The organism is Litchfieldia salsa (genome assembly GCF_900104555.1).
Lineage (GTDB): Bacteria > Bacillota > Bacilli > Bacillales > Bacillaceae_L > Litchfieldia > Litchfieldia salsa.
Window position 1 is genome coordinate 99,861 of the sequence record NZ_FNJU01000001.1, and the last position, 18,051, is coordinate 117,911.

Annotated in this window: 22 protein-coding genes and 1 other annotated feature; of the genes, 4 read left to right on the plus strand and 18 right to left on the minus strand. The window is 35.2% G+C overall.

Annotated elements, in window-relative coordinates; all coding sequences use genetic code 11:
• Positions 1–7: 7 nt before the first annotated feature.
• The gene (locus BLQ56_RS00450) at positions 8–766 is read right to left on the minus strand and encodes a TrmH family RNA methyltransferase (protein WP_090849088.1); all 759 of its coding nucleotides are present in this window, start codon (positions 764–766) and stop codon (positions 8–10) included.
• Between the two features lie 147 nt (positions 767–913).
• Between BLQ56_RS00450 and sspI the strand changes: the two genes are divergently transcribed.
• Entirely contained in the window at positions 914–1,123 is a 210-nt protein-coding gene (gene sspI / locus BLQ56_RS00455; RefSeq protein WP_090849089.1) for a small acid-soluble spore protein SspI, read from the plus strand.
• A gap of 302 nt (positions 1,124–1,425) precedes the next feature.
• On the opposite strand, the gene BLQ56_RS00460 is transcribed toward sspI, so the two are convergent.
• The gene (locus BLQ56_RS00460) at positions 1,426–2,511 is read right to left on the minus strand and encodes a M42 family metallopeptidase (RefSeq protein WP_090849091.1); all 1,086 of its coding nucleotides are present in this window, start codon (positions 2,509–2,511) and stop codon (positions 1,426–1,428) included.
• 81 nt (positions 2,512–2,592) lie between these two features.
• Complete coding sequence (locus BLQ56_RS00465) at positions 2,593–3,081, minus strand: dUTP diphosphatase (protein WP_090849093.1); 489 nt, start codon at positions 3,079–3,081, stop codon at positions 2,593–2,595.
• A gap of 202 nt (positions 3,082–3,283) precedes the next feature.
• On the opposite strand from BLQ56_RS00465, the gene dcd reads away from it, so the two are divergent.
• The 3 genes from dcd (at position 3,284) to BLQ56_RS00480 (ending at position 5,003) form a co-directional block, all read left to right on the plus strand.
• Positions 3,284–3,808 carry a dCTP deaminase gene (dcd, locus tag BLQ56_RS00470; RefSeq protein ID WP_090849095.1) on the plus strand — a complete coding sequence of 175 codons (525 nt, stop codon included), beginning with the start codon at positions 3,284–3,286 and terminating at the stop codon, positions 3,806–3,808.
• Between the two features lie 25 nt (positions 3,809–3,833).
• Positions 3,834–4,475 (plus strand): dCTP deaminase domain-containing protein, encoded by a 642-nt coding sequence (locus tag BLQ56_RS00475; RefSeq protein ID WP_090849098.1) that lies wholly within the window; start codon positions 3,834–3,836, stop codon positions 4,473–4,475.
• A gap of 135 nt (positions 4,476–4,610) precedes the next feature.
• The gene (locus BLQ56_RS00480; RefSeq protein ID WP_386756452.1) at positions 4,611–5,003 is read left to right on the plus strand and encodes a sigma-w pathway protein ysdB; all 393 of its coding nucleotides are present in this window, start codon (positions 4,611–4,613) and stop codon (positions 5,001–5,003) included.
• 132 nt (positions 5,004–5,135) lie between these two features.
• On the opposite strand, the gene BLQ56_RS00485 is transcribed toward BLQ56_RS00480, so the two are convergent.
• The 15 genes from BLQ56_RS00485 to ytaF form a co-directional block, all read right to left on the minus strand.
• Positions 5,136–5,729: a TVP38/TMEM64 family protein gene (locus BLQ56_RS00485; RefSeq protein WP_090849100.1), complete on the minus strand. Its 594-nt coding sequence runs from the start codon at positions 5,727–5,729 to the stop codon at positions 5,136–5,138.
• Positions 5,730–5,840: 111 nt separating this feature from the next.
• The gene (locus BLQ56_RS00490; protein WP_338011829.1) at positions 5,841–6,119 is read right to left on the minus strand and encodes a DUF1294 domain-containing protein; all 279 of its coding nucleotides are present in this window, start codon (positions 6,117–6,119) and stop codon (positions 5,841–5,843) included.
• Positions 6,120–6,194: 75 nt separating this feature from the next.
• Positions 6,195–6,551, minus strand: coding sequence for a 50S ribosomal protein L20 (gene rplT / locus BLQ56_RS00495; RefSeq protein ID WP_090849104.1), 357 nt, complete (start codon positions 6,549–6,551; stop codon positions 6,195–6,197).
• 38 nt (positions 6,552–6,589) lie between these two features.
• A complete protein-coding gene (gene rpmI / locus BLQ56_RS00500) occupies positions 6,590–6,790 on the minus strand; it encodes a 50S ribosomal protein L35 (protein WP_090849106.1) in 201 nt (66 codons plus the stop codon).
• A gap of 21 nt (positions 6,791–6,811) precedes the next feature.
• Positions 6,812–7,330 carry a translation initiation factor IF-3 gene (gene infC, locus BLQ56_RS00505; protein WP_078545182.1) on the minus strand — a complete coding sequence of 173 codons (519 nt, stop codon included), beginning with the start codon at positions 7,328–7,330 and terminating at the stop codon, positions 6,812–6,814.
• A 99-nt stretch (positions 7,331–7,429) separates the two neighbouring features.
• Positions 7,430–7,565: a sequence feature (ribosomal protein L20 leader region), on the minus strand.
• A 338-nt stretch (positions 7,566–7,903) separates the two neighbouring features.
• Entirely contained in the window at positions 7,904–9,835 is a 1,932-nt protein-coding gene (gene thrS, locus BLQ56_RS00510) for a threonine--tRNA ligase (protein WP_090849108.1), read from the minus strand.
• A 582-nt stretch (positions 9,836–10,417) separates the two neighbouring features.
• Positions 10,418–11,281 (minus strand): putative sporulation protein YtxC, encoded by an 864-nt coding sequence (ytxC, locus tag BLQ56_RS00515; protein ID WP_175490136.1) that lies wholly within the window; start codon positions 11,279–11,281, stop codon positions 10,418–10,420.
• A gap of 157 nt (positions 11,282–11,438) precedes the next feature.
• Complete coding sequence (locus BLQ56_RS00520) at positions 11,439–12,227, minus strand: ATP-binding protein (RefSeq protein WP_090849112.1); 789 nt, start codon at positions 12,225–12,227, stop codon at positions 11,439–11,441.
• A gap of 13 nt (positions 12,228–12,240) precedes the next feature.
• Positions 12,241–12,936 carry a hypothetical protein gene (locus BLQ56_RS00525; RefSeq protein WP_090849114.1) on the minus strand — a complete coding sequence of 232 codons (696 nt, stop codon included), beginning with the start codon at positions 12,934–12,936 and terminating at the stop codon, positions 12,241–12,243.
• 187 nt (positions 12,937–13,123) lie between these two features.
• Positions 13,124–14,512: a replication initiation and membrane attachment family protein gene (locus BLQ56_RS00530; RefSeq protein ID WP_090849116.1), complete on the minus strand. Its 1,389-nt coding sequence runs from the start codon at positions 14,510–14,512 to the stop codon at positions 13,124–13,126.
• Between the two features lie 216 nt (positions 14,513–14,728).
• Positions 14,729–15,187 carry a transcriptional regulator NrdR gene (gene nrdR / locus BLQ56_RS00535; RefSeq protein ID WP_090849118.1) on the minus strand — a complete coding sequence of 153 codons (459 nt, stop codon included), beginning with the start codon at positions 15,185–15,187 and terminating at the stop codon, positions 14,729–14,731.
• A 117-nt stretch (positions 15,188–15,304) separates the two neighbouring features.
• Entirely contained in the window at positions 15,305–15,685 is a 381-nt protein-coding gene (locus BLQ56_RS00540) for a cytosolic protein (protein ID WP_090849120.1), read from the minus strand.
• A gap of 325 nt (positions 15,686–16,010) precedes the next feature.
• Complete coding sequence (gene speD / locus BLQ56_RS00545; protein ID WP_090849122.1) at positions 16,011–16,391, minus strand: adenosylmethionine decarboxylase; 381 nt, start codon at positions 16,389–16,391, stop codon at positions 16,011–16,013.
• A 387-nt stretch (positions 16,392–16,778) separates the two neighbouring features.
• Positions 16,779–17,387, minus strand: coding sequence for a dephospho-CoA kinase (gene coaE / locus BLQ56_RS00550; RefSeq protein ID WP_090849124.1), 609 nt, complete (start codon positions 17,385–17,387; stop codon positions 16,779–16,781).
• A gap of 21 nt (positions 17,388–17,408) precedes the next feature.
• A complete protein-coding gene (gene ytaF / locus BLQ56_RS00555; protein WP_090849126.1) occupies positions 17,409–18,047 on the minus strand; it encodes a sporulation membrane protein YtaF in 639 nt (212 codons plus the stop codon).
• Positions 18,048–18,051 lie beyond the last annotated feature (4 nt).

The window sequence follows — 18,051 nt, forward strand, 5'->3', positions numbered from 1 at the left end:
TTTGTATTTATCGTAAATGATAGACCAAAATTGCAGCAGCGATCGCTACGTTTAGTGATTCACTTTTACCATAAATCGGAATATAAAGATTTTGAGTCGTTTCTACGAGTAAGTCCTTTGCTACTCCATTTCCCTCATTTCCAACAATAAGGGCGAAGGAGCCTTTAGATGAAACCTCTTGATATGGAACAGCATTTTGAAGAGCGGTCCCATAGACAGGGATATTACGTTCTTTTAATCTCCTAATCCACTCGTGTAAATTACCTTTTATGATAGGCAAGTGAAAAATAGCGCCCTGTGTTGATCGGACTACTTTTGAGTTATAAATATCAACTGTGCCTTCACCAATGAAAATTGCGTCAATTCCCGCTGCTTCGGCTGTTCGTATTATGGTACCTAGATTACCTGGATCTTGCACAGCATCTATTAATAGGAAGCGTGGTGATGGTTTGTCCATATTCAGATCATGGGAATCTACTTTCTTACAAACAGCCGCAATTCCTTGTGTTGTCTCCGTATCACAAATTTCTTTCATTATTTCATCTGTTACAACGATTATCGTTATATCGTTTAACTCCCAACGAGAAGGCATTTCAGCATTCTCACTGATGATGATTTGGGTAACTCTATCTGGATATCCTAGAGCCTCTTCTACTAAATGAAAACCTTCTATTAAAAATGATTGAGTTCGTTCTCTTTCCTTTCGTGTTTGAAGTTTTTTCCACTCCTTGACTAGTGGATTTTTAATGGATTCAATTTTTTTCAATGAAGTTTAACTCCTTTTAATAAATCTATGCAGTATATTGATTACTATACACTTACAGTTTCTTCATTATATCCCAATTTAAATACATAATAAAATGCAAACTAGTAAAAGATAGATATGAACAGTTACATAGGAAGGGTGATAATTATGGATTTAAATTTACGTCATGCAGTCATCACAAATGTTTCAGGCAACTCTCAAAGTGAATTACAGGATACAATTGTGGATGCAATCCAAAGTGGAGAAGAAAAAATGCTACCTGGGCTAGGCGTTCTATTTGAAATCATTTGGCAAAATGCTTCACAGGAAGAAAAACAAGAAATGCTTTCAACTTTAGAACAGGGGTTAAAAAAATAATTGCTTGTAAAGCTGCCGATCATTCTCGGCAGTTTTTTTGTGAGATAACAAAATGACTGTTTTCTCAAGGTTTATTGTTTAGAACATCAAACATTGAAATGGTACATACAAGCAGGCTGAATACACGTAGACTCCTGCGGGACCAGTGGCCAAAGTGAGACCCCACAGGAGCATTTGCGACGAGGAGGCTCACTAGTCACCCGCCGGACGCGGAGTGTATTCAGCCTGCGGCTTTAAAAGCAACAATCTATACGAAAAAAGCCTAAAAAAAAGGCGGATTCGAATCCACCTTTTTTTCAACTTTATCCAAATGTAATTTGATCCACTGTTTCACGATCCAAACGCTTAATCACTGCAACAATTAACTTAACTGCATTTTCATAATCATCACGATGAAGAATAGCAGCATGTGAATGAATGTAGCGTGTAGCAATCGTAATGGCTAATGATGGAACCCCTTTGAATGTTACATGAATTGCACCTGCATCTGTTCCTCCACCAGGTACAAAATCAAATTGATATGGAATCTCAAGCTCGTCAGCCACATTTGTTACATAGTCACGAAGCCCTTTGTGAGAAACCATCGATGCATCATAAAGGATAATTTGAGGACCTTTTCCCATTTTACTTAATGCCTCTTTCTCAGTAATACCTGGTGTATCTCCTGCAATTCCAACATCAACTGCAAAGCTTAAGTCTGGTTGAATAAGCTGAGCGGATGTTTTCGCACCTCTTAGCCCAATTTCCTCTTGAATCGTCCCCACACTATAAACCGTATTAGGATGTTCTTCCCCTTTTAATTGTCTCAACACATCGATTGCAATCGCACAACCAATCCGATTGTCCCAAGCTTTTGCCATTAGCATTTTTTCATTGTTCATGACAGTAAATTCAAAGTATGGAACCACTTGGTCTCCTGGACGAACACCAAATTCCATTGCTTCCTCACGACTTGATGCACCAATATCGATAAACATATCTTTAATCTCAACCGGCTTTTTTCGAGCTTCCGGTGATAAGATATGTGGTGGTTTAGAACCGATTACTCCAGTTACATCACCTTTACTTGTTACAACAGTCACACGTTGAGCTAGCATTACCTGTGACCACCATCCACCAATCGTTTGAAATTTCAAGAACCCTTTATCATCAATGTTTGTAACCATAAAACCTATTTCATCTAAATGAGCTGCGACCATGATTTTTGGACCGTCAGCACTACCAACCTTTTTCGCTACTAAGCTTCCTAGTCCATCTGTTGTTACTTCATCAGCGTATGGAGTGATGTATCTTCTCATTACTTCGCGAGGCTCACGCTCATTTCCTGAGACACCCTTTGCATCTGTTAGGTCTTTAAGCATTGTTAATGTTTCATCTAGCTTTGCCATATATCTCACTCCTATTATGTACAGTTATTTATACTCACCATAATTATACAAAAAGCCATGTTAAAAGTACAAAACGTACGTTTAGTAGCCTTGTTCTTGTCTTTCATGGTTTAATTTATTTTTTAATAGATAGGCTTCTTCGATCTCTTTATCACTGTAACCTAACATTTCTCCTAGTAATAAATAATTTGAAAACAATGCTTTATAATCTTCAGTAGCTCTAGTTTTACTGAATTGTAAAATAATATTATAAACAACAATAAACTGTTGTGTAAAATCATTCCCACTATTTATTGTAAATAAATTAATTGAGCTGTCAAAACCTAGATCTAGACCTAAAGACAATATAAAGTGAAAACCGTCTACATATTCTTCGAGAATTGTTTCTCTACTCGATGGTGGTTTAATACTCCAATATTTAAAGAAACGTATTTCATTTACAAGTTCACCAACTTCAACTAATAAAGCTAGCACTTTCTTATCAACAAGATCTTCTGAAATTAAATCATGTTTATTTTCAATTTCAAAATCTAACTCAGCTTGCAGATCAAAGAGTTTAGTTAAATTCATTGTTCCAACTCCTACAGGACGGATTTTAATCTTCTTTTTTAGAAATCCAGTCATAATAAACTATTATACAAAAATAAAGCCATTAGTTCTACTTTGTTTGTCTTTTTTCAACATACATCTACATTTTTTTACATTTTTACTTGTATTAACTTATTAGCCTAAATTATAATACATTTACACGATTCTGATTTGGAGGAAAACGATGATTCTTTCAGGGAATGAAATTAAAGCAAACATAAATAAAAGTATAATAATAACACCCTTTAAAGAAGAACAACTAAATCCTAATAGTTATAATCTAAAACTGCATAATGAATTACTAATTTATAATGAAACAATTTTAGATATGAAAAGGGAAAATAGAACTCAATTAATTATAATTCCCGAGGAAGGTTATATATTAGAGCCTGGGAAGTTATATCTTGCAAGGACCCAAGAGTACACAGAAACTTACAATTATATACCTACTATTGAAGGTAGGTCCTCTATTGGAAGATTAGGTATTTCAATTCACATATCTTCACCATATGGTAATGTAGGATACAAAGGATATTGGACATTAGAAATATCCTGCATACAACCTGTTAGAATATATTCCGGAGTGTCAATCGCTCAGATATATTATCAAACCATTCAAGGTAAATATGATAATTACAACAGTACCAAATACCAGAATAACACCGGTGTCCAAGCAAGCTTATTACATAAAGAATTTAATTTAGATTAATCTGAGGAGAAAGGTTGGCGTTCCAATGTCTATAGTACCGTTTGTACTTTCTGGAGTAAACAAGAGCATAGTTACAAAAACAGCTAATTTTAATCTTAATGGACAATGTATACTTATTAAGAATCTCGATGAAGAACAAATAAATAATGCAGATGACACAAATATATCCTATGATTTAAGAGTCGGGTGTGAATACCGGGATCATAGAGATTTAAATAAAACCGACTTAAATGAAGATGGAACTATTAAATTATTACCAGGAACAGCAGTTATTATTGAAACTCTTGAATACGTCCATTTTCCTGAACACCGATTCGGACAAATTCTTCCAAAAGTTGGTCTATTACAAGTAGGTATTTCAAACACTACTTCAAAAATTGATCCAGGTTATAACGGTAATCTTCTAATCACAGTTTTTAATTTAGGAAAAAGGACCGAATTCTTAAAAAGAAATCAAAAGTTTTGTAGTTTAATAGTTCAAGAAGTAGGTCCAGGAGTCAGAACATATGATAAAGACCCAAAGAAATTACCCGGGAGATCAAAAACCAGTATTATAAGAAATCTTAGAGATGGTATTGACAGTAATGCAGGGTCTATAGCCACTGGTGCACTTCTCATTTCAGCAATCTTGGCAGCTTTTACTTTATACCAAATAATCACAGGATAATTATTATTTTAACAAATATTACAGGACTAAGAAAATTTCCATTCTTTCTTAGCCTTTTTTTTTGGGATATAATGAAACCTTTTGACTTTTCATCCGTAAATTATAGGAATAAGACTGCCCTAGGAGGATTATAGAATGATTGTTATACTTTTAAGATTACTATTATTTGCAGCAATCTTCTTTATTATATTCACGATTATCAAATATTTATTAAGTCCAAGAAGGAAGCTAGAGCTTGCTCATGAGCAGAAAAAAACATACTTTCTAGATGATCAAAAGAATGTAAGAAAGAATTTTCTACTCACATATAAAGGGGTTTTATTCGAGGGAGAAAAGTATTTAGGAACGACAGACAGAGCTTTTGATGTTATTTCAATTTTTGTATGGACGAAAAACACCTCTGAATTAAAAGGACTAACATACGATGATTTTAATGTCATTGAACGCAAAATAAAAAGCGCTTATCCAAATGCAAAAATTGATTGGAAAAGTCCAATAAAAGAATTTCTTATCAAAAAACAGCGATGACTTAGTCTATCGCTGTTTTTGCAATGTTTTTTCAAGCTAATATGGGGTGTGTTGATTTACACCTAATTAAAGGTAATTATTAATTAATACTTAATACAACACTTAGAAAATAGCTTTTTATTCTATTTTAAGTTATTCTCCACTATACGCCTTCCCGACCTTCGGCTTAAAAAACTCATTCCATTTAATGATCACTTGTTTTTCCCTCAAAAGATAAAATAATAAAGTAAGTGAAAGTAGTATGACAAGGATCATCGTTGAAGTGAACTCACGAATAAATTGTCCGAATACCGTATAAAACAACGCAAGAGGAATGTTCGTTACTATTGAGCTTTTTAAATACTGTCTAAAGTTTCTAGTAATCTCGATGATACAAAGGGACAAAAGATGAAAGTTAATGATAGGGATTAATCGTAAAATAGCAATTTGCCCAATTGTAAAATTCACTTTATTCCCTAACCACTTTTCTTTTAAGTTGATCACCTTCTTAAAAGTAGATGGCATCTTCTTAAATAAAAAATAAAAAATAATACTTAAGCAGGAGAGCCCAATTAATGAATAAAGAGTTCCAAATAAAGCCCCAAACAAAATTCCTCCCACAATACAAATGACCTGAACAGGTATTAATAAGAACGGCCGTAAAAGATGTAATAAAATAAAAGCAGCTGGCGCAAGCACTCCAGTTGATTCAACAAATACAAATAACAATGTCATCGTATCATCCAAGTTGGATCACCTCTTCTGTTAGCAAAATGTCCCATTCATCTGTATTAGGTGAAAATCAGAACTTGTGACGCTACTTAAACATATACAATTTTAATCATGATTATGACAACTTTACTTTATAAGGGAGATTAGTATATACATATAGCCCGCTGCAGTAACCGTTGCTAGGACTGGCAAAAACACCCTAAATGACATGTGTTTTGTTTTGTGACGGAAGCGGAACATACCTATTGTTAATCCTAAGGCTCCACCTAAAATGGCTGTAAGCCAAATTTGTCTCTCGCTTATTCTCCATTCATTTCTTTTTGCTTTTTTCTTATCACTGTACATGACAGTATATCCGTAAAAATTAATAAGAATATAAATCATAACTAGTACCCAATTATTCAATTCATTTACCTCCAACATAAAAAAGATCATTCTCTAATGGTACTAGAGAATGATCTTTTGTTCTATCATTAAAAATTATTTAAGGTTGTTTTTTGCAACTGTTGCTAATTCAGCGAAAGCTTTTTCATCGCTAACAGCTAGTTCAGCAAGCATTTTACGGTTTACTTCGATACCAGCTTCTTTTAATCCGTGCATTAAACGGCTATAAGAAAGACCGTTAATACGAGCAGCTGCGTTGATACGAGTAATCCAAAGCTTACGGAATTCGCGTTTCTTTTGACGACGATCGCGATAAGCATACATTAAAGATTTCATTACTTGTTGATTTGCTACTTTATATAAAGTATGTTTTGAACCATAATAACCTTTAGCTAATTTTAATACCTTTTTACGACGTTTGCGTGTTACTGTACCGCCTTTTACTCTTGGCATTGTGTTTCCCTCCTAGATCTATCTTTCAATAATACGATTTATTTGATGTTGTCTAATAAGTGACGAATACGTTTGAAGTCGCCTTTGCTCACTACAGTAGATTTACGTAGCTTACGCTTTTGCTTTTGAGATTTATTACTGAATAAGTGGCTTGTGTATGCGTGTGAACGCTTAAGCTTACCTGATCCAGTTTTCTTAAAACGCTTTGCTGCGCCACGATGTGTTTTCATTTTTGGCATTGGGTGTTCCTCCTCAATTCATTACTTTTCGTTTTTTGGTGCTAACATTAAGAACATACTACGTCCGTCCATTTTCGGTGCAGATTCAACTGTACTCACCTCAGCACAAGCTGCTGAGAAACGGTCTAATACACGTTGACCAATTTCTTTATGTGTAATGGCACGGCCTTTAAAACGAATTGATGCTTTTACTTTATCGCCTTTTTCAAGGAATTTAATCGCGTTACGCAATTTCGTATTAAAGTCATGCTCATCAATTGTAGGACTTAAACGAACTTCTTTAACATTAATAATCTTTTGGTTTTTACGGGCTTCTTTTTCTTTCTTTTGTTGTTCAAAGCGGAATTTCCCATGATCCATAATTTTGCATACAGGCGGTTTCGCATTTGCAGCTACTACCACTAAATCAAGGTTTACTCTAGCAGCAATTTCAAGTGCCTCTTGCTTAGTTTTGATACCAAGTTGTTCACCGTTTTGATCAATCAAACGAACTTCACGTGCACGAATACCCTCATTAACCATCATGTCTTTGCTAATAATTAGCCACCTCCAAGGTAATTTGCCGAATCCCTTATTTGATATGCCGAACACGGCTTCTTCAACCAATGATTTTCATATTCAACCTAATATTCCAGGTTTACAAATAAAAAAGTGTGGATGCATATTACACCCACACTTTACGATTTCAATTAAATAATTAAAAGATATCTCGTAAACCTGTTAACTACATATCATGTGTCATCCAGGTGAGAAGCGGGTGCTTCTGCTTATTACCAAACAAGTATTCAGTTTCCTCAGTTACTATACCATGCATATGTAATGCACGTCAAGTACATCGCTTTTTTTAGCACAAAAATTATTGTAACAGAGTATTTATTTTATATCAAGGTTTTTTATCATATTAATTTTGAATGTTTTCGTAAACAGTGTTGCTATTTAACTAAGTTAGTCGATTTGCACTCCAGGTGTGTGCTTTCCGCGGGGCAGGTGATGAGCCTCCTCAAAGCAAAGCTTCTGCGGGGTCTCATCCTACCTGCACATCCCGCAGGAGTCACACACCTTACGTTCCAATCAACACATTCCACTTAATATTTAACCTAATATAATCTTTTTCTAACGATTTACTTCTTTCTTCAGAACTTCAGCAAATGAGTCAAAGCTGATTGTTTCTGATTTTTGTTCACCATACTTACGAACATTTACTGCATGTTCTTGTACTTCACTATCTCCGACAACCAGCATATATGGAATTTTTTGCATTTGAGCTTCTCTTATTTTATAACCAATCTTTTCATCGCGCTCATCAAGCTCAACTCTGAAACCTTGTGCTCTTAAGTCTTCTTGGACCTTTTTCGCATAATCCAAGTGAGCACCTGGTGATACTGGAATGACTTGAACTTGAATTGGTGCGATCCATGTTGGAAATGCCCCTTTGTATTCCTCGATCAGGAATGCAACAAAGCGTTCCATTGTTGATACAACACCACGGTGGATAACCACAGGTCTATGTTGCTTACCATCTTCACCAACATAAGTTAAATCAAAACGTTCTGGTAGTAAGAAATCTAATTGAACAGTTGAAAGAGTTTCATCTTTTCCTAATGCAGTACGAACTTGAACATCAAGCTTTGGACCATAAAATGCTGCTTCTCCTTCTGCTTCAAAGTAGTCAAGACCAAGATCGTCCATTGCTTCTTTCAACATACTTTGTGCCTTTTCCCACATTGCATCATCATCGAAGTATTTTTCCTTATCCTCAGGATCACGATAGGATAAACGGAAGCTATAGTCATTTAATCCAAAATCTTTATAAACTTCTTGGATTAGATTAACTACTCGGATAAATTCTTCTTTGATTTGATCTGGTCTAGCAAAGATATGAGCATCATTTAAAGTCATTCCTCGAACACGTTGAAGTCCTGATAGTGCTCCACTCATTTCATAACGGTGCATAAGACCAAGCTCAGCAATACGAATCGGTAGCTTACGGTAGCTGTGAATTTCATTTTTATAAACCATCATGTGATGTGGACAGTTCATTGGTCTTAATACTAGTTCTTCGTTGTCCATTTCCATTGTAGGGAACATTCCATCTTGATAATGGTCCCAGTGGCCAGATGTTTTATACAGATCAACACTAGCTAAGACTGGAGTATATACATGGTTATAGCCTAATCTTTCTTCTTTATCAACGATATAACGTTCAATAACACGACGAATTGTTGCGCCCTTTGGTAACCATAAAGGTAAGCCTTGACCAACCTTTTGTGAGTTTGTAAACAAGTTTAACTCTTTTCCTAGTTTACGGTGATCACGCTCTTTCGCTTCCTCTAACAAACGGAGATGTTCATCAAGTTCTGCTTTTTTGAAGAATGCAGTACCATAAATACGTTGTAGCATTTTGTTTTTGCTATCTCCACGCCAATAAGCCCCTGCAATACTTAACAATTTGAACTCTTTAATCTTTCCAGTAGAAGGAACATGTACTCCACGACATAAATCAAAGAAATCGCCTTGTTCATAGATTGATACAGCTTCACCTGTTGGTATAGCTTCGATTAGTTCCAACTTTAAGTTGTCACCTATTTCACTGTATAGCTTTATTGCATCTTCACGACTTATTTCTTTACGAACAATATCAATGTTTTCATTTACGATTTTCTTCATTTCTTTTTCAATCGCCTGTAAATCTTCTGGAGTTAATGAGCCCTCCATATCAATATCATAATAGAAGCCATTTTCAATAACTGGTCCAACACCTAATTTAACATCTTTATATAAACGTTTGATTGCCTGTGCCATTAAATGAGCAGTACTATGGCGCATAATTTCTAAACTTTCTGCACTATCTTGAGTGATAATGGCAATTTCTCCGTCTTCATGAATTTCTGAACGAAGATCTATTTGCTGTCCATTAAAAAGACCGGCAATCGATTTCTTTTTTAAGCCTGGGCTAATTGATCCAGCTATATCTTCAGTTGTCGTGCCTTTAGGAAACTCCTTCACTGCACCATCTGGAAATGTAATTTTTACTACATCTGACATGACATTCACTCCTTCAATAATTTGTTAAAAATAAGGCTATTTCTATTAACTTTTTTGCAATTTAAACTAAGTTACGTTGATTTCCACTCCAGGTGTGTGCTTTCCGCGGGGCAGGTGATGAGCCTCCTCGTGCCTGCGGGGTCTCATCCTTCCTGCGCATCCCGCAGGAGTCACACACCTTACGTTCCAATCAACCGGCCCACCTAAATGCAGCATTTAGAAAAAAGCCAAAATAAAAAAACTCGCCCCCTAAAAAAGGGACGAGTTATTATTTATAAGTTCGTGGTTCCACCCTTGTTCCCTTGTAAGAATCTAATAATCTTACACGGCTCAAGAAAACGATAACGGGTTTTCCCGTCAGTAATTACAGATAGGTATACCTATGTTCACTACTGAAGTTTAAAGGTGGTAAGTGTTGAATCGTGTTAGGAAGTTCTCAGCCTAGCCTTCCCTCTCTTTAAACCGTAAAGCAATCACCCATGTCCTTATCACTACTTTTCACACTATATAATTTCTTTGAAATATGAATATGCTAAGTATTATATTGCTTCTTCACAAAGAAATCAAGAGTGGAAAAGGAAGTTAAATCTTTTTTTGCAATTTTACTTGTTCAAAATAGTTCTTTGAATAGATTTGGACACGTTCTAAAAAAATATTTTGTATTGTTTGGACCATCCCATGATCCACTTCATTCGTATAGATCACGATCGATTTTGGTGAAATAGATACTAATGGAGCGATGATGGTTGAATCGATATACATGGGATGATTTAAAATTAGTTTACGATCAATATGTTTAGTGATATCAGAATACTTCAGTTCAATAAAGGACTCATTAAAGAAATAGAAATGATCATCATGAAAGATATGAAGTCGTTCTATTTTTGGTGAGCGATCAAATGAATAATCTCTTAAATTTTGAACAAAATTTTGATATTCCTGCTCTAACTTATATTCATCAATTGCTAGCTCTACAACCTTTAATAATTCCTCTGAATAGCTGTGTAATCTAAATTTGATAAATGATTCGAAAGAAAACGTAATTGTCGTCCTCAAAAACTCATGAAGGGCCTCTTCAATGACAAGTCTTCTTGACTTCAGTTCTTCTACTTGTGGCATATCATCATAATGCCCTTCTAGAATTCCGTGTGCAATTTGGAGAATTTGATTTTGCTCTTCGATGTCTGTAAAGTAAAAATCACTCTCAATAATCGATAATATCCAAGAGTCTTCAATACAATCAATGATATATTGGGTTAAAACTGGAATAATCAATTTACTAATCGCTACTTCTTTCTTCGCTTGAATTGAGATAAATAGTGTGTTAGTTTGTTCCAAATCATATGTAATGTGTATGTAATTTATAGAAAGAGCTAGCTTCGCCTTATTCAAGCGCTCGTATAATCTTTTTGCTTCTAAGCCTTCTTGAAAAGAAATTTCAATCAAGTTTGTCCCTCCTTTTGCCAGTACCCTGTTTCTATGTATATGAAGCTTGAACAAATTTAGAATGACTAAATAGAAACATTTTTAGATGTAGTTTTATTACCTGGTCCTTAACTAGAACTGGACAAAAAAAAAGTGAAATCAAGAGTGATTTCACTTTTTACTGGTTCATTGTAAGGTTCTTTGAGCGAAAACTATGTGGTGTGTTTATCTTTATAATATGTGTTTCGTCCATCTTATTCTTAATTCGGTCTGCAATTCGACCACCGTATCGATCTTCTAGTTCTTTCAAATCTAGGTTGGAGGTGTAAATTGTACTTTTTCCTTGGCGTTGATTAATTAATAAAAACATAACCTCTTCCACCCAGTCTGTTTTCCTTTCAACACCAATGTCATCAAGGATTAATAAGTCCACTTGCTCAATTGCTGAGAATAAATCATTCTCTGAAAAGTCAACATCTTTTCTAATTATACTTCTAATCACATTTAATAATTTTGGTACATCAAAGAAAAGTGCTGTATAACCTAAGTTCTTCACAAACTTATAGGCAGAAACTGCCAAATGGCTTTTCCCACGACCCTTATCACCGTAAATATAAATGGATTCTTTTTTAGTGAAGGTCTCTAAATAGTGATAAATACGTTCAACTGCCTGATCAAGACTTTCATAATCAGCTTTAAAATTGGAAAACTCAGCGTTTTTCAAGTCATCGTTCAAGATGGAAAAACGTTCAAAGAACCTAATTTTAGCTTGCTTAGATGCTTCTACCGTTTCAGTAGCAAGACGGCAATCACATTCATTTTTTAAGATTTCCCATTCTCCTTTTCTTTCTCCACCAATAATTTTCATACGAACTGTTTTTACCTCTCGATTACACTTTGGGCAGGTATATAAATCGAGAATCTCCATATTTCCCATATCCCCAATTAGTTTTCCAATCCGTTCCATAGGGGTCACTCCTTCACCTACTTAATATTTGCTTAACAACTTCTATATCCACGCCAGACATTTTTGAGATTTTCGGTAATGAATAGGTACCTTTGTTATATAACGATTTTACAATAGCCTCCACATGTTGGAGTTTACCCTCGTCATATTTCCGTTTGTATGATTGATCACCGTTTTGCTTTTTATCCTTATCCGTAATCATTTTTTTAAACGGCACTTCTGATCTTTGCTCATTTGGCTTTGACTGAGCTAGCTTTTGTTCTTTAAGCTTTGATTCAAGATCTAGGAATCGTTTCGCCCATTTGTTATCAGCAGTTGCTTCTACAGTCTTCGTTTTTTCTGGTTGTTTAGGAGGCGCTGATGACAATTCAATTCTCTTACTTTCCTCTAACTCCTTGAATTTTGCAGTTCTCTCTTTCTCTTTTTCTTCTTGTTTCCGTGCCTTTTCTTCCTGTTTTCTTCTCATTCTAATTGCACCATGTTCAATTAATTGTTCTTCTAACAGAGCGAAGAATGATTTAACACTAGTCGTATGGTTAAAACAAAAATGGAGGATCGTAACATATTCTTTTTCTGTAAACAAATCCTTATAAACATCCTGATATTGTAAAATTCCATATAAAAAGTTACCATTTACACTTTCGTATAGCTTAACTTTATCTGAATGAAACTCAATTGCTCGTTCTAAGTATGATTTATGCTGGACCATATGACCCTCCCCTAAGAAAAGCGCAAGCGCCTTGTTCAGCCTCAGGCAGTCATAAGGCAAATCACGCAGGAAATCTTGATTTCTGAAGTGATTTGACTTATGACCCCGAGGGGCTAGGCGCTGGAGCTAAACACCAAAACTAAGTATAAACTTTTATACTTGCTTACCTTTTAAAGAAAGATGCTCACTATTCAGATGAACGAAGCATTTCTTTCAGCTTTGCCATGCGCTCTTGTAATTGATTTTTTTCTTCTGTTAAATCATCAGTAACCTCTTCACTTTTTTCTTCTGGACTTTTCTGCTTTTGATAATTAGTTTTGGATTTACTGCCTTGCTTTTTCTGGCTTGCCCAATTTTGATATTCCCGGGTTTCGTCTTTAGCCAAAAGCATTGCCTCTTTAACGGTCTTGACATTTTTTCTAGCCCAATGACTTGCAATTTTTTCTATATATGCTTTTGTCAATTTCATATCTGTTTTAAGCATGACATAATAAATCAATACATTTACTACACCAGGTAATAGCTTTTGGTGGAACATAATGTCTTCAATTATTTTTAAATCAACAACTGCCGGTTCAACTCCACCCGAAAGGTCTGTTAATAATTGCTTAGGCGATATTTGTTCGAGTTGTTGCATTAGTTCTTCTTCTTTTGTTTTTGGTTGTTGGTCGATCATCGAACGATACGGGATAGGTTGTGTTCGCTCAGTCAAAGTAGGCAGAACATGACCATTTTCAAATTGATACCAATCTCTTGCAGCTTTTCTAAGCCTTTCAATGTCAATATTCTCTGAATGATCAAATGCACTCATCACAATATTCTGCATTTCAATTGGATTAATTCCATAAAGAAAACTAAGCTTTTTTATGGCTTCTTTTACTTTAGATGTGATGGACTTACTTGGTATCATTACCTCTGACATTCCAGAAATTAATAAATCAAAATCAAATACATCATCACCCATTACAATCGATTGGCCTTGATTTCGGGCAAAAAACTCATTTCCGTGTTCAAGATTAAGCCCCTCTTTAGTTTCCTCTGAAATATTCGATACCATGTCCCTTGGATTCACTGATTTAAAAACATGTTCAAATGATTTTGTGACAGATTTAAAAGAACCAAGGTCTAACTCTTTATCAGAGAAAAACTTCTTTAGCTTTAAAAATTTATTCTTTCCAATTAGATGATATAAATAAATATTAAGCATACCATCACTGAAGAATTCCTGTGGAGTGAGCGGTGGTTGTAGTTCGTAAATAAACAATCTTGTTTCACTTTCATCATTTACGAATGTATTTAAGAGTCCAAGTGCTTCAAGCTTTATTCGTTCGTGGTAAATTTCTTTAAGGTTTAATTGTTGTAGGATCATGATACTATGATGAGTATTTTCATCACTCCATAATCGGTTTTGCCGCAATTCACTCCATAAAGTGAAATAAAGACTTAATGCCCTTGCTCCAATTAAAGGCTGGTATAGTAGTGTTAGAATATCTCGGTCATATTCATTATTTAAAATCCCTGCAGACCTCACAAGATATCGATCTACTGGGAGTAGTTCTTTCCAATGTTGCTCCATGCTAAATCATTGCCTTCCCTCTATAGTTACATCTCTTGCCTTAGAGTTTTAAAAGTAAGTTGTATCGCTATTAATTTCCCCTACTTATTGTAAAAGAATCGGACCCAAATGCAAAGTGCCAGGCACCACTTCACAAGTATCTAGTTGGAAAAGCAGAATTTACATCGACTAGATATTGAGGTTTTCGGTGGTGCCAGGCACTTATTGGGACAGCCTCTAACGTTCTTTCTTTATGAGCTCTTTTAGTTCGTCAATAAAAACATTTATGTCCTTAAACTGACGATATACAGAAGCAAATCTTACATAGGCCACTTCATCAATGACCGCTAACCGATCCATCACATGCTCACCGATCGATTCACTTTTCACCTCTGAAATTCCTAGGTTTCTTAGTTCTTTTTCAACTTCATGAGTAATATCTTCTAATTGCTTTAATGCAACAGGTCTCTTTTCACAAGCCTTTATTAAACCTCGGAGAACCTTTTCACGACTAAATTCTTCACGGGTTCCTTCTTTTTTCACAACGATAAGCGGGATTTCTTCCACTTTCTCAAATGTTGTAAAACGATATTGACATTCCTCACATTCACGCCTTCTTCTAATAGCTCGTCCATCATCAACTGGACGAGAATCTAAAACTCTTGTGCCATTATGTTGACATGTTGGGCATTTCATCGCAAACAGCTCCCATCTATTCCATAAGAAGAACATTATTTTCTTCAAGAGTTCATATACTTTTATCTTATAAGAAAGATGTCATAAGTACAAGCTTTTAAAAAGCAGTCCTGTAATTTATTGTGTTCCACCTGCATGAAGAAATGGTAACTTGCGATCAAGATTTTCATAGAGCCCTTTAATCGTTTTTTGACTATGTCCAAAATCAAACGGGATTAACACAGTATTGGTTGTTACAGAGAAATCAACTGATGTTTCAAATGGACGAACACCAATTACTGTAACGACAACAAATACTTTCTTTCCTTTAATACTCATTTCTCCCCGTTCTTCAGAAATAGAGCTTACTGAAAAACCATCCATTTGCTCCATCATTTCTTTAACCGCTTCCAAAGCTTTTTTTTGAGTCGTTTTATAATAATGACTACGTAAGGACTGATCTTGGTGATTGTCTCTTGTTTCATTGTGATTTGTAAAATAAGTCTTAAGTTTCCCCATCTTAGGCTGGCACTCCTCTAATATTTGATTTTAAATGGCTGTTTTCGTCTTAAAGCCGCAGGCTGAATACACTCCGCGTCCGGCGGGTGACCAGTGAGCCTCCTCGTCGCTAATGCTCCTGCGGGGTCTCACCTTGGCCACTGGTCTAAGCAGGAGTCTACGTGTATTCAGCCTGCTTGTAACCAACTAATGTTTATGTCTAAGACAACAAACTTAGAGAAAACAGCCTTTTGGATAGATTAATCGACGATTATTCGGAAAGTAAGTATGATAAAAAGAGGTGTATATGATACACCTCTTAATTTTAGTCTATTATTCAAAATTTTTAAAGAGCTTTTACTTGAGCTTTTTTCACTTGAACTGGACCCATACCACGAGGTAGTTCAATATTTTCACGTGTTTGTGCACCTAATGCTTCAGCAATAAAGTCTGCTGCAATATTAGGATCCAATTCGCCACAAGTATAAACATCAATGCTAGCATATCCATGTTCAGGGAAGCTGTGAATTGTTAAGTGAGATTCAGATATGATGACCACACCACTTACACCTTGTGGTGCAAATTTATGAAATGCCACCTCACGTACTTCAGCTCCAGATTTTAATGCTGCATTAACAAAAGTTCTTTCAATTTCCTGTACGTTATTTAATTTTTCAAAGTCGCATCCCCATAATTCAGAGATTACATGACGTCCCATTGTTTCCATTTTTATTTCCCCCTTTAACAAGTTTGATTCATGAACCCTTTGCAATGGCATGCAAGCTACCACGGGGGAAAGTTAGTCCTAGGAGGTCCTAACCCTTTAAGTAGTTACAAAACCTGCGAATGTAAGAAGTTCACGAAAGATAGTATACTTTGTTTAGTATCTTTTTGCAACCGGCACTACCAAAAATTATTTGATTGTAAAGGGGTGTTCAACCGCTTCAATTTCTGCAAGCGTTAACTAGCAATTGAATGTTTAAAAAAGGTCATTCAAACTAATTATATCCTTTACCAACTAAAATAATTCTGATAATTGTAACCAACTCGACAAAAAAAATAACTCATTTAGAGATCAACATTTACCAATGTTTTTCTCCTCAGAGCTATTTCCTTATTTACTATAAATAACGTTCCAATTAGTAAGTATTTTAAGAAGCTGCTTTTTTGTTTCTTCCATAGTCCCATTATTGTTAATAACTTCATCTGCTAAAGCTACTTTTTTCTTTAAAGGCATTTGTGATGAAATTCTTGATGTTGCCTCAACAAGTGTAAAGTGATTTCTTTTCATTAATCTTTCTACTTGTACCTCATCATCTACATAAACAACGATTGTTTTATCAACAAGGTGTGTTAAATCACTTTCAAAAAGTAATGGAATATCTAACACGATTGTTTCGTTCCCTTGTTCCACTAATTTCTTTTGTTCCTCAAGCATGTTTTTTCTTACAGCTGGATGAACGATTGCATTCAACTTTTGTCTTTGGACGTCATCATTAAAGATGATTGATCCTAATTTTGCTCGGTTTATCGATAGATCATCGTTTAAGACCTCTTCACCAAAAGTTTGAATAATTAACTCATATGAATGTTGACCAATTTCAACGATTCTCTTCGCTATTACATCTGCATCTATAACAGGAAGACCCATTTCTAGTAACATACGTGAAACAGTGCTTTTACCACTTGCGATTCCACCTGTCAGACCAATGACTAAAGTCATTTACCTTATCCTCCTATTAATTCAAAACTTCCAAATACCTAAGACAATTAGTAATACTCCTGGTAAGAATGTAAACTTCTCTACCCATTTCATTTCTGAAAAGAACCTTCCACATTTAATTCCACTTGTCACAAATAGAGAACTCATAACTGCAACAAATAGAGCCATAAGCCATGGTGAATAACCTAGTAAGGCCGCTCCAACCCCTGCACCAAACGCATCTAATGATAATGCTAACCCTAATAATAAAGCCTCTAAACCAGTTATCGTACCTGAATTATCAAAATCCGCTTTCATAGGTCTTCTCAAAATTTGAATCACTAGACCTAGAGACTTAATCTCAACCTTCACTAGTGTACTTTTTTGTTGAACTTTTTCATTACTGTCTGTTTGTGGTCGGAAAAATTGATATAAGATCCATCCACCGATGACTACTAGCACAAAGCCGCCAATCATTTCTGCGAACTCTGGTGAAAGAAAGGTTGACACGACATTACCGAAACCCATTGCAAGTAGTAAGGTAAACCCGGAACAGCAAGCAATCATAACGATTGATTTAAAAGGTAATTTCATCTTTCTTAACCCATAGGTAAAACCAACACTAAAGCTATCTATACTTACGGCAAATGCTAACACAAGTAGTGAGATATATTGAACCATCTGA